The organism is Asaia sp. A2, assembly GCF_057319415.1.
Window position 1 is genome coordinate 17238 of sequence record NZ_JBXWTO010000018.1, and the last position, 12884, is coordinate 30121.

At 58.9% G+C, this 12884-nt stretch carries 9 protein-coding genes; 2 read left to right on the top strand and 7 right to left on the bottom strand.

Annotated elements, in window-relative coordinates; translation table 11 throughout:
- Window positions 1-103: 103 nt before the first annotated feature.
- On the bottom strand, window positions 104-1069 hold the full coding sequence (locus ACWNRM_RS13040) for a lysophospholipid acyltransferase family protein (RefSeq protein WP_485171235.1): 966 nt from the start codon (window positions 1067-1069) through the stop codon (window positions 104-106).
- Window positions 1070-1383: 314 nt separating this feature from the next.
- On the opposite strand from ACWNRM_RS13040, the gene ACWNRM_RS13045 reads away from it, so the two are divergent.
- On the top strand, window positions 1384-3522 hold the full coding sequence (locus ACWNRM_RS13045; RefSeq protein WP_485171234.1) for an autotransporter assembly complex protein TamA: 2139 nt from the start codon (window positions 1384-1386) through the stop codon (window positions 3520-3522).
- Window positions 3522-7757: a translocation/assembly module TamB domain-containing protein gene (locus tag ACWNRM_RS13050; RefSeq protein WP_485171233.1), complete on the top strand. Its 4236-nt coding sequence runs from the start codon at window positions 3522-3524 to the stop codon at window positions 7755-7757. Before ACWNRM_RS13045 ends, ACWNRM_RS13050 begins: the two co-directional genes overlap by 1 nt.
- Window positions 7758-7824: 67 nt before the next feature.
- On the opposite strand, the gene ACWNRM_RS13055 is transcribed toward ACWNRM_RS13050, so the two are convergent.
- The 6 genes from ACWNRM_RS13055 to ACWNRM_RS13080 all read right to left on the bottom strand — a co-directional run bounded on the left by ACWNRM_RS13055 (window position 7825) and on the right by ACWNRM_RS13080 (window position 12797).
- Entirely contained in the window at window positions 7825-8451 is a 627-nt protein-coding gene (locus tag ACWNRM_RS13055; protein WP_485171232.1) for a nucleoside/nucleotide kinase family protein, read from the bottom strand.
- Window positions 8441-9946: a glycosyltransferase family 9 protein gene (locus tag ACWNRM_RS13060; protein ID WP_485171231.1), complete on the bottom strand. Its 1506-nt coding sequence runs from the start codon at window positions 9944-9946 to the stop codon at window positions 8441-8443. The genes ACWNRM_RS13055 and ACWNRM_RS13060 overlap by 11 nt, the downstream gene beginning before the upstream one ends.
- 2 nt (window positions 9947-9948) lie before the next feature.
- Complete coding sequence (locus ACWNRM_RS13065; RefSeq protein ID WP_485171230.1) at window positions 9949-10311, bottom strand: response regulator; 363 nt, start codon at window positions 10309-10311, stop codon at window positions 9949-9951.
- 20 nt (window positions 10312-10331) lie between these two features.
- A complete protein-coding gene (locus ACWNRM_RS13070; protein ID WP_485171229.1) occupies window positions 10332-11132 on the bottom strand; it encodes a glucose 1-dehydrogenase in 801 nt (266 codons plus the stop codon).
- Between the two features lie 100 nt (window positions 11133-11232).
- Window positions 11233-11823, bottom strand: a complete 591-nt coding sequence (locus tag ACWNRM_RS13075; protein ID WP_023978709.1) for a CarD family transcriptional regulator — start codon at window positions 11821-11823, stop codon at window positions 11233-11235.
- Between the two features lie 98 nt (window positions 11824-11921).
- The gene (locus tag ACWNRM_RS13080; RefSeq protein ID WP_485171228.1) at window positions 11922-12797 is read right to left on the bottom strand and encodes a bestrophin family protein; all 876 of its coding nucleotides are present in this window, start codon (window positions 12795-12797) and stop codon (window positions 11922-11924) included.
- Window positions 12798-12884: the final 87 nt, after the last annotated feature.

Genomic DNA, 12884 nt, shown 5'->3' on the forward strand with positions numbered 1-12884 from the left:
ATTTCTAATATTTTGTGCCGCATGGCGCAGCGATGGACGCTGGAGATAACAGTCGCGTTCCGGATCGAGCTACGAGAGGGCATCGAAACATGAAAGACCCGTTTCAGTGCAGCACCGGTTCCGGGTGTTCGGGGTTGTGGTGCAGCTGCGCCACGCCTTGCGCCACAATTTCCTGCACCGCAATCGAGAGTTCCTTGCGGCTAGGATAATCCGCTGGATCGACAGGAGGGTGAAGGATGACGGTGGCTCCCAGAGAGCGCCATTGCGTGACGGACCAGATATGTGGTGCGAGGTCCATATCGCCATACCAGGCCAGAGCGGTACGTCTGGCGCGGCCTATGGGCAGACCTTCGAGCTGATCATAGACGATCGAGACGGGCTGGATCAGCACTGAAGGAGGTGCCGGCAGGGTTGTGTCGACACGCGTGGGTTTGGCGACTGCAAAGAAGGAAGACATGAAGGGAAGGACATGCGTGCCATCTGTCGACGTGCCTTCGGGGAAGAGAATCAGGTTGTCGCCGTTGTTCAGGCGATCGGTCATGGCCAGCAACTCACGGCCTGTATTGTTGCGCTGGCGGCTGACAAAGATCGTACGGCCCAAGCGAGCGAGCGTGCCAATGACAGGCCAATCGGCAATCTGTTGCTTGGCGACGAACACGGTGGGCAGGATCCCACCCGCAACCGCGATATCAAGCCAGGATGAATGATTCGCCACGAAAATGACCGGACGTTCTCCGTTTTTCACGGCAATACTGTCCCGTATCGTTCCGGCGGGTGTTCCGATCACGCGCACATGCAGGCCCAGAATACGGCATATGGTCGCCCAGTAGAAACGGGCGAACACGATTTTGGCCGCGCCCTTGCGTTTGAGGAGAATGCGTTGCGGGATACTGGCCACCAGCGTCCAGAGGCATGACAGGCCCATGCGACGGACCGCGCGCAGCCGACAAAGAATACCATTCCCCGAAGAAACACGCTCTTCGGAGAGCGCAGGTTCAAGCGGGGCGGTCCAGGAATCGGGGCCGGGCGCGTCGCTAGCAGGACGGCGGCGCGTGATCGCGTCAGTCATCGCGCGATACCTAGCGTGAAATGGTGAAGTGGGACAACAGCCATCCGGTGCCGAATTTATTAAGATTGCACGAAATGCCAGGGCAAACGGTCAAGGCGACTGTTCACGCATGGCGTTCGAGATGCACCATACCTTTTCTTGCCTGATGACCCGTGACATGATCATAACACGTCTTTTTGCCACGGTTATCAAGCTTTAGGCTTACAGCAGGGGTGATATTGCTGTCGTTTTACCACGTCCCACGTTTTTCCGTCCGTGCCGACAGCGCAGACAGACGACACTCGTCTGACTGGGCCGTATCTATTGGCCGTTTGATGTCGATAGGCGTCCTTTTTTTCGCGTTGGCATCAGAGACAGCACGCGCAAAAAACAAGGCAAGCGATGTTTCGGGCAAGTCAGGCGAGCCGGATACCGTTTATCAGGTGACAATTACCCCATCGAGCGACCCTGAGCTCGACCCCATGGTCAACTCGGCTTCCTCGCTTGTTTCTTTGCAAAAAACGAAGGCGGTCGATCCTTACGCTCTGGCAGGACGTATTCGTGGAGATTACGATCGTGTGCAAACGGCGCTTGAGAGCCGCGGGTTCTATGCCGGCACTGTGGTCATCACCGTGAAGCTGCCAGACGGGCAGGAGATCGATGGGCGTAACCCGTCTTTGCCAGACCGGATCGCTGCGCTGCATAGCACCAGCAAATTGCGTATCACGATCAAGCCGGAAACAGGGCCGCAATTTCATATTGGCAAGATTACCCTGGTGAGTGGGCCGATAAACGATGGTAGCGCTCATGACGGCGTGCCCTCGTCGGGTGGGGCTGGTGGTCAGGTCGCAGCTGCCAGCAAAATGGCAGGGGCGAATACGGCTGGTGATACGCAGAACCAGCTCGGTAGTTCGGGCAGGGGCCGTAATCTCAAAGCTGGGCCTGGCCAGGGTCATCGACCAGACAGCGTCAGCGCAGATAAGAACACACACGGCTCGGCACGCCTGGTGACGCTTGATACAAAACAACGCAAGGCCTTCGGACTTCAAACAGGGCAGAAAGCCATAGCCGGCGACATTCTCAGCGCTCAGTCCTCGCTGCAGCGCGCCCTGCTTGAAGAGGGGCACGCACAGGCCAGCGTTGAGACGCCTCTGGCCTATCTGCGGCCGGCAACCCATACGCTCGACCTCGAATTTGCGGTTGGCATGGGACCGGTGGTCGATATTGGCCCCATCAGCTTTGCAGGGGAAAAGCACACGCGGGAGAAATTCCTTCGACGTCGCCTGCTCATCCACGAAGGGCAGCTCTATCAGCCGAGCAGGATTGAGGACGCCCGTCAGGACCTGGCCGGCGTTGGTATCTTCTCGTCTGTGGGTGTTCACGATGCCCCGCCTCTGGTGACCCTTGCGCAGGGTGATGCGACCCCGGGCGTGACGCAGGCCATGCCATTGCGCTTCAAGCTCGAGGAATCAAAGCGGCATACGGTTTCAGGTCAGGTAGGTTATTCCACTGATCTGGGCGGTCGTGTTGGTGCGAGCTGGACCCATCACAATCTGCTGGGTGCGGCAGAGCGCCTGCGCCTGACGGCCCTTGTAACAGGGGTTGGTGGCAGTGCGCAGCAGGGCCTTGGCTATGACGTGTACGCTGATTTTCTCAAACCAGACTTCATGCGACGTGACCAGAACCTCAGCCTGCGGGTGGAGGGAATACGTCAGCTCCTCTACTCCTATCACCAGACGGCTCTTCTCGTACGTGGTGGCCTGATCAGAAAGCTCAGCAAATACTGGAGCGTCAACGGCAGCGTTCTGGCGGAGCAGGAGAACATAAAGCAGTTCGGCGTCTCAACGGACTACCTCATCGTGCAGCTGCCGCTTGGTGCCAATTATGATTCTACCGAGCTGGTCAATCCGATCGATCCCGCCACACATGGTATCAGGGCCAATGTGAACATTACACCTTCGGAGTCACTCGAGAGCGGCAGCACGTTTTTCACAATCATGAGTGCCGGGGCCTCGACCTATTTCGATCTCAACCGGATCGGGCTGAGTGCGCCGGGGCGCTCCGTCATTGCCGTGCGCGGTATTGTCGGCTCGGTGCAGGGCGCCTCCACCTATCAGATACCACCTGATCAGCGGCTCTACGCAGGCGGTCCCGCAACGGTACGCGGTTTCCGGTATCAGGGAGTTGGACCACAAAACGGTAAATACGGCATCGGCGGCACCTCGCTGGATGCCGGGACGGTGGAGTATCGCCAACGGTTTCTCAAGAGCTTCGGTGCGGCTGCTTTTGTTGATGCCGGTCAGGTTGGTGTAGGAAGCCGCCCTTTCCAGGGCAAGCTGAGGGTCGGTTATGGCGCTGGTGTGCGCTATTACACCCCGATCGGTCCAGTGCGGCTTGATGTGGCCCTGCCGGCCAATCGTCCGCCCCATGGTGACAAGTGGGAACTCTATATCGGTCTCGGGGAGACGTTCTGATGATCCATTTCCCCGGACGTGCCTCCGCGCGCCAGAAAGAAGGCAGCAAGCACGACAACGCGTCACCGGATGTCATAAAACCGCGTCGTTCGCGCCTGCATCGGCTGTTGCTTTGGGGCGCAGGTCTGCTCGTGGGTTTGCCCGTGGCACTCATCAGTATCGTGCTGATTGGGGTCATGGTCTTCGTCAACATCCCGTATGGGCAGCGCGTAATTGAGCGTCAGACTGCAAGTCTGACCGGGGGGATGGTTCAGCTGGAAGGGGTCGGCGGCTTCATACCCTCACGACTGCACATTGCCCGCGTCACGCTGAACGATCACCTTGGACCTTATCTCACCGTTAACGACGCCCGACTCAACTGGTCGCCGCTCGCCCTTGTTCACATGACCGTTCGGGCTTCGCTCCTTCAGGCGCAGTCATTGCGTTTCGAGCGGCTGCCTGTGGCAGACCCTGCGGCCCCGACTCCTGCGCCAGCCTCAAACAAGCCCTCCGGTCTTCATTTCGGTGTCGCGCTTGCAAGACTGGATGTTCGTCGTATCGATCTCGGCAAATCCTTGGCAGGGTTTCCGCTTAGTGTGTCTGCTCTGGGTCATCTGACACTCGCCGATCTTGCGCCAGTGCTGGATGGTCTGAAGATTGACAAGCTGCCGAAGGCAGATCTTGGTCTGACTCTCAAACGTCTCGATCGACCGGCGACGATCGCGCTGGATGTTTCCACACCCCATGACACGCTTGATTTGCGTCTTCGCGTGCAGGATGAGGCGCATGGGCTGGTCGCGCAGGCGTCCAAACTCGACATGCTCGATCCGCTGGCGCTTGCACTTGATTTTCATGGACCGGTACGAGCGAATGAGTTTGGGCTGTCCATGCGCGCCGGTACCGTTCAGGCCGATGCGAAAGGCACGCTCGATCTGCTGAAGCACGTCGGTACGCTCGGTGTTTCGGCCTCCACCCCGGCCATGACCCCGGTTGCAGGTGTGGCCTGGTCCGGCATGACCCTGAAAGCCAATCTACGCGGTGATCTTCTTGCGCCATCAGGTGATGGTGCACTGGATATCGATGCGCTGGCCGCATCGGGCGCCGGGCTCAATCACCTTGCCTTGCGTTTTTCGGGTGATGATGGCCAGGGGCCGCGGGCTGCGAAGATAAGGCTGACAGCACGCGCTGATGGCGTCAGGGCGCCTGGTGTACCTGGCGGACTTCTGGCGCAGGCGCCGATCGAGGCGCTTCTTGAGGCGTTCCCGGACAGAGAGGCGCAACCGTTTTCGCTTTCGGTTACGCATCCCCTGTTCCAACTCAGTACTACAGGGATGCTCAAGCCGGACATTACGGGCGCGCTCGATCTGGTTCTGCCTGATCTCAGGCCGCTCGCAGCAATCGGCAAGGTCGATCTGACGGGGCATGATGTCGCCCACCTGGATTACACCTACCGAGCTGCGGGTGAATCCCACGTTGCGTTGCGTAACAAACTTGCCATCACCGGGGGCATGAAGACGCTGGTTGCGCTTCTTGGCGACAGTACGGCCATCAATCTGGATGCAACCGTGATGTCTGCCCCCAGGGCGGCACAAAAGATCACGATTGCAGCGCTCCATGTTGATGGCCGAGCCCTTCACCTGCACGATGAGGGCTCGATACAGCTTGGCGCACAGCCTTCCATTCTGAATGATCTTTCGCTGACCCTGCCGGACCTCAAGGCCGCAGCGCCGCAGGTTCGGGGGCGTGTTGTCCTGACGGCTCACGGTGAAGGGCCACTCGACGATCTGGCGGCCAAGCTTCAACTCAGGGGAGAAGTCGGAACAGCAGGCGTCCCTTCAGGACCGCTGACACTTGATCTTGCCCTGCTGCATCTGCCGAACGCACCCGAGGGAACGCTTCACGCCGATGGCAAGCTTGATGGCCGCGCGCTTGCCATTGAGGCCGGGTTTATCCGGCAGAAGAATGGCAAGGCAGAGCTCGACCTGAGGAAGCTCGACTGGGCAAGCCTGACTGGCGCCGGGCATCTTGTGCTGCCCGCAGGCGCAACGTTACCCCTTGGGAATCTCGCCATCAAAGCGGGCGACCTCAATGACTTCTCGGCACTAGCCGGTCAGAGGCTTGGCGGCAGGGTACTACTTGACCTGAAGACAAGCGATCCAACCCCGGACACCCCCCCGGTCCTGACGATGTCACTCAAGGGCGGGGTGCAGGCGAAGCAGGCCCGGATCGGTACGCTCGACTTGTCGGGCACGGTGCGTGACCCGGTCGACAAGCCAGACCTGGGTTTGAAGCTTGCTGTCAGTAATGTCGTATTTCAGGAGATGAAAGGTGGTGCGACGTTATCGGCCCACGGTACGCTTGACGCGCTCGCCCTCGCTGCCAAAGGCAGCTTCGATCACGTGCTTGGCGCCCCAGCGACTCTGGATACGGCGCTGGTGCTCGATCTTCCGGGAAAAACCGTGCGTCTCGATCACCTTTCAGCGCTTCTCAAGGGCGAGACACTGCGTAGTGCCGGAGCAAGCACAATAAGCTTTGGCGAGAAGACAGCGGTGGATCGTCTGCAGGTCGCTGTGGCACCGCCCGGCATCTCTCCGGCTACGCTCGACGTTTCAGGGTCCATCAAACCACGTCTCGATATTCATCTGCGCGTCGCCCATGTGACGCCTGCGCTTGCAAAGCCATTCATGCCGACGCTTGACGCTGCTGGTACACTGGCCGCACAGGCGGACCTCAGCGGTGACATCGCTCGTCCAGCGGGGACCATTGCTGTCACGCTTTCCGGCCTGCATATGCGCAGCGGACCGGCAGAGTCCTTGCCCGCTTTCAACATGCAGGCCAACGCTACGCTCGCGGGCGAACGCGCACAGATTGCCGCACAGGCCGATGCCGGAAAACGTATTGGCCTGCGTGTGGCGGGTAGTGTGCCGGCCGGCGGGACAGGCAATCTGGACCTCAAGGTGAATGGTGCCCTGGATCTGGCGGTTGCGAATGCGGTGCTTGGTGCACAGGGTATGGCCCTTAGCGGACGATCAGCAATCGACCTGGCGCTGGGGGGCGCCTTGGCGGCACCTTCGGCTAATGGCAGGGTAACGCTGGAGGGCATCAACTTCGCCCATTACGGCCAGGGGGTGCGGCTGACCGATATCAACGGCACAATCGTAGCCGCCAATGATACTCTTGCATTGCAGGACGTTGTTGCGCATGCGGGCAAGGGCACCATTGCCCTGACAGGAAGTATCGGGGTACTCCGCCCAGGCTTGCCGCTCGACATCAAGGTCACGTCACGCAAGGCTCAACCTGTCACCAGTGACCTGCTGACCGCGGTGATCGATACCGATCTGCGTGCGCACGGTCAGCTCTCGACCCGGCTCGACGTCGACGGCACCATAGGTCTGCCCTCCGTCATCGTGAATATCCCAAGTTCCATGCCTGCTTCCGTGCCTCAACTCACCGTGATTCGCCCAGGGGAAAAGCGGGAGGCTGCAACGCGGGCCATGATCGTCGGGCTCAATATGGACGTGATCTCACCGGGCAACTTCTTCGTGCGCGGTCATGGGCTGGATGCCGAAATGTCCGGCAAGCTTCATATCGGGGGGGTCAGCACAGCCCCCGATATCTCGGGCGGGTTTGACCTCAAGCGCGGTTTTTTCAACCTTGCAGGCGTCAATCTCAATTTCACCAAGGGACGGGTGGCTTTCGATGGCTCGGGGGTCGATCACAAGCTCGATCCGTCCCTGGATTTCCGTGCCGATCGCAATGTGCAGGGCACACTCGCCAGCCTTGTCGTGGGCGGTTATGCCAGCGAGCCCAAGATTGACTTCACGTCGCAGCCGTCTCTGCCACGTGATCAGGTTCTTGCCATGCTGCTCTTTGGCAGCACGACAGCATCGCTCTCACCTACCCAGCTTGCCAGTCTTGCAGCGGCAGTGGCACAGATCACGGGAGGTTCCAGCTTCGATCCGCTGGACAAGGTACGAGGATTTCTGGGCCTCGATCGTCTGGCTGTTGGCGGTGGCAGTGGCGTGAATAATGGTGGGGCGAGCCTTGAGGCGGGCAAATACGTCATGAAAGGCGTGTATGTGGGGGCCAAGCAGGCTACGAGCGGCTCTGGTACGCAGGCGCAGGTGCAGGTCGATCTGACGAAGAGGCTCAAGCTGAATACGACTGTGGGCACAGGAGGTCAGATCACCGGCTTTACCACGCCAGAGAACGATCCCGGGTCGAGCGTTGGACTCAGCTACGGATTTGACTACTGATTTTGGGGTGCTGATCGGTCGCTTCGCTTACCGTAAGCGACCGGGCACGCTCCTGCGTGCGTTGTCGTCAGGGCTGGGACTGAGGGATATAGACCCAGTCTGCCTGATTACGGGTTGCAAGGATGATGCGGGCATTGGGTGCATCGGTGCTCTCAATCCATGCACGGGCTTCTTCGGGTGTCCGCCCAAACCGGACGTGCCGTGCCTCAAGCCAAAGATTGCGTTGCGCCTCGTCTGTCGCGACAAACCAGCTCTCATCAAGGCAGGTGCGCACCGGGCGCCACGGGCCATCGCATAGAAGATAATTCCCCTCGACAATGACCAGTTTCACATCTGGCAACACCGGAATGGCACCGGCAATAGGCTCCTCGATCGCACGGTCGAAAAACGGCGCATAGATGATTTCCTGCTCCTGATGGCGTATGCGTGAGAGCAGACTTGCGAAGCCGGCTGCGTCAAACGTGTCGGGCGCCCCTTTGCGGGCAGCGCGGCCCAGGCGGGCCAGTTCGCAATTGGCCAGATGGAACCCGTCCATAGGTACAACGAGTGCCTTCTCGCCAAAATCGGCGGCGAGTTTTTCTGCGAGCGTGGATTTGCCACTGCCCGGCGCCCCGACCAACCCCAGGATGACGCGACCGGGTCGCGTTAGAAGTTGGGCAACACGCGCCCTTGCCATCTGGTAATCATGCGTCATGGTATTTCCGTTTGCTAGCATCCGACAGAATATTCCGAACCCGGGCAACAACATCCTGCCAGTCCCAGGCCCTGCTCTGGCGCAGGATACGCAGGGACGGATACCAGGGGCTATCCTCCCTCTCGGTCATCCAGCGCCAGCATGGATTGACCCTGTCCATCAGCAGAACTGGCTTGTTCATGGCGCCGGCAAGGTGAACCATCGAGGTATCGACCGAAACCACCATATCCATATTGTCGATCAGCGCAGCTGTGTCGTCCATGCTTTCGACTTCAGACATCAGGTCGATCACAGGGTTGGGCAGAGAAACGAGTTGCGCCGCTGCATCGCCTTTTTGCAGGCTGTAAAGGCTCACGCCATCAAGGGAGAAAAGCGGGGCCAGCGCGGCCAGGGGCATCGAACGACGTTGGTCGAGCATATAGGACTCGGTCTGGTCCCGCCTTGGTGCCCCGGCCCAGACGAGACCCACTCTGAACTGGTCATCATGGGCAAGATGTGCGGCAAAACGCGCTGATTTGTCCGGATCCGCCGTGATATAGGGAGGCTGGATGCCAAAAGGGGAGGCGCTCGCCGCAAAAGCGCGCGGCAGGCTGATGAATGGACAATGGTAATCATATGGGGGAATGTCTCCGCCAACCTGTATGCTATCGACCCCGCTCACCCGGCGGCAAAGATCAGCCATGATGTCAGCTCCCCATACACGGATGATAGCCCCACGTGCGGCAAGGAGAGGAATGTAACGCAGATACATGAAGGTATCGCCATAGCCTTCTTCATGTGTCACCAGAACGTGTCTTCCCCCCAAATCCAGTGACGGCGTGATATTCGGCAGGAGGCGCGACATGGGAAGCGAGGTATGGCCGGGTAATTGAAAACGCCATTCGTGCTCTGTCCAGCCTTGCTGGAAATACCCGGCCTTAAGAAGCGCGATGGAATAGTTGAGTCGCATCTGCGGATGGTCAGGCCGGATCTGGATAGCCCGGCGATACATATTGAGGGCTTCGTCCAAATTGCCAGCAGCGGACATCAGATAGGCGATGTTGGAGAGCGAAGCCGGATCATGCGGATCGAGGGCGTGGATCCGTTCAAGTACGGCGCGGGCTTCGTCAAATCGTCCCGCCTGGTTGAAGGCGGTCGCCAGAACACTCAGGGCAGGGAGGTGGCTGGGCCGTCTTGCTACGGCCAGTTCCAGCCGTTTGATGGCCTCATCCAGGAAGCCAATTTGCATGAGCAAAGCACCGCCGAGTTCAAGCAGTCGACAATCTTGTGGCGAAGTTGTGACGGCGGCCTCAACGAGTGTCAGGAGATCGGTACGCCGGTCCTGCGCTTCGGCCATGGCCAACAATGCCTCAAGCGGGTGAGGGCCATGTTGGTAAGCGGTGCAACGCGACAGAGCGATGCAGCGCGCCATGTCGCGCCGGTGGAAAGCGTCGGCCAGTTGTCTGCCAAATAAGTCGGCGTCTTGTGCCGGTGCCGCACCGGTAAGGGGAGACATGATCAGGCCTCCGGAACAAGCTCCTGAACCACGCTCAGGATCGCATCGAGCTGATAAGGTTTGGTCATGACGCGATCGAGACGTGAGTTGCGGTCTATCTGCACGCCGTGACCGGTTGTGTAGATGATGGGCAGGTCTGGCCGTTTCGTCCGACTTTCCTGCCCAAGGTCAGCGCCACTCCCATCCGGGAGGGAGATGTCCATAATCATGACATCCAGCGGCTGGTCACTGTCAATCAGCCGACGCGCCGATTCACAGTTATCAGCTTCGAGAACATGAACGTCACTATCCTCCAGAAATTCGATCAGGCACGACCTGATCAGGAAATCATCTTCAACAACAAGGATGGTCGGAGGAAGTGACATAAGTGTGGATCTCAAACGGTTCAGGACGACCAGTTTTGTTCGAAGTCAGCGTAGAGCGTCAGCCCCCCATCGACGAACAGGGTCTGCCCCGTGATATAGCTCGATTCGTTGGATGCAAGGAAGGCCATCGCATCGGAGATCTCACGACATTCACCGGGGCGTTTCATCGGAATGTGCTTGGCCGTGGCCTCATACTTCTCCGGGTCCTTGACCCAGGCGTCGTTGATCGGTGTCACGATGGCACCAGGGGCTACGGCATTGACGCGGATATTGAAGCGTCCGTATTCGAGCGCCAGAGTGCGCACGATGTTGCCGATCGCTCCCTTGCTGGCCGAGTAACCAAGATAATGGGGCTTCGGGATCTGCTGATGAACGGAGCTGTTCACAATGATGTTTCCGGGTGCATTGTTTTCACGCCAGAATTTCAGGGCGGCGCGGGCACAAAGCACAACCCCGGTCACGTTCACGGCCATCACCATGTTGAAGTCTTTGAGCGCAATTTCCTCTGAAGGACATTCGATCTGCATGCCCGCGTTGCAGATCAGTACGTCGAGACCGCCAAAGCCTTCGAGTGTTTCCTTCATCACACGATCGACATCTTCCTCGACCGACATGTCGCCAGCAACGATGAGATGGCTGCCATCGACTGGCTTGGGCAGTTTTTCAAGAAGAGACTGAAGCTTTTCCGCCTTGCGACCGTTGATGGCGACCTGTGCGCCTGCACGGGCGAAATGCATGGCGGCGTCTTCGCCTATGCCTTGAGAGGCTCCCGTGATCAGGATTTTCTTGTGGGCAAAACGCTTGTTTTTCTCTTCCGTCACGCGGGGCGCTCCTCTTCTATTGCGGATAACCAGCCCCGGAGGGCTGGCAGGTTTGATAGAAGAGTGAAACGCACCCGCTGCCGAAAGGATGCCTGAAACTTCAGGCTGCCTTCATGGTCTCGGTCAGCGCCTGGAGAACCGCGGTGGGGTCCTTGTTTTCCAGCACGGCAACTTCGCTGACGAAGCGCTCCTGAGCGGCCTCGAAAAGCTTGCGCTCGCTGAAGCTGCCATCAAGGCTATCGACGTTGCGCCGCAGGTCACGAAGCACCTCGGCAATCTGGATCAGATCGCCCGAGTTGATCTTTTCCTGATAGGCAACAGCACGACGTGCCCACATGCCCTTGCTGACATGCGGCTTGCCCTTGATGATCGACATCGCCTTCTCGACAATATCGCGCGTGACGATCTTGCGCAGTCCCGATTTGCGGGCCTTCGAGAGAGGGATGCGCAGTGTCATCTGGTTGCCGGGAAACGAGATCTGGATGATTTCCAGCTTCGTTCCGGCAATTTCATCGACACCGATGCGGTCGACGCGACCAACACCATGTGCGGCGTAGACGATGGAATCCCCTTCCTGGAAGGGATCGTCGTCTCCGGCATGAGAGTCGGCCTGTGTTGCGGTCAGCGCGGCGGCGCTACGCGCCATCGCGTCTGTCATGCCTCCCTTGGGAGGGGTTTTGAACGTGCTCATGGCAAAAGCCTATATCAGAAACTCCACAGTTTGTCTTGTGTCTCTGACAGGCTCTTGCCCTGTGCGTATCCGTAAGCCAGCCAAGGTATCCGGCGTGATCAGGGCTGTACACCACGGCTTGGCGGAATGGGCTTGCCAACATCGTCACCAATGGGTTGCAACAGGTCGATTTCGATATTGCGCGACATGGTCAGCATGGGCAGGGCGTGCTTGCTGGGGACGAACGGTTCCTGGAGGTCGCGACCGCTCTTGTCCAACGCCTGGAACAGGAAGCCCACAAGGCTCGAACCTAATGGCGTGATCCAGCCAAGCGACTGCACGGCCGAGAGCGGCAGTACGATGCAGAAAACATGCACCACAAGAAGTGGCAGGACGGAATATTGTATGGGCAGCGGGGTGTTCTTGATGCGCTCCAGGCCGCCCTGCGCATTGGCCAGATCGGACAGGATCCGATCAACGGTACCATGAACAGCCCCGTCGATGTTCTTGAGCGCCACTTCCTCGGCCACACCGAGGCCAATTTCATAAAGCAGCGCGTTGGGCTTGTTTGCACGGCTCATGATGCGCGCATACATTTCAGGGGTAAGCAAGCGTTTGGCTTCCGGCCCCTGTTCGAGGTTGGAGAGTGCCGTACGCAGGAGATAAGGATAGGCGGCCATGGCGCGCGCCAGATCGGGGCGGCCTCCAAGTAGTGTGGCAGCTTCACGGGCGAATGAACGACTGTTATTGGTGATCAGGCCCCACAGTGACCGCCCTTCCCACCAGCGCGCATAGGCGGCATTGTTTCTCACGCCGAGAAAGAGGGCCAGCGCCGATCCCATGAGGGAAATGGGAAGCGCAGGTTGCTCCATCCATTCCTGATGATAGACCTGATAGAGAATAACGACGACGAAATCCCACAAGGCGAGAATGCCAAGGGGGACCGCTGTCTCACGTAACAGGATCCAAAGGCCGTAATTCTTGTCGACGATCAAGGTATCGTGGTCCTCAAAGGCTACTATTGGGCTAGGGCAATATCTTAGACAGGACGCCCCCGATAAAACTCGTTAAAACGTAATCTG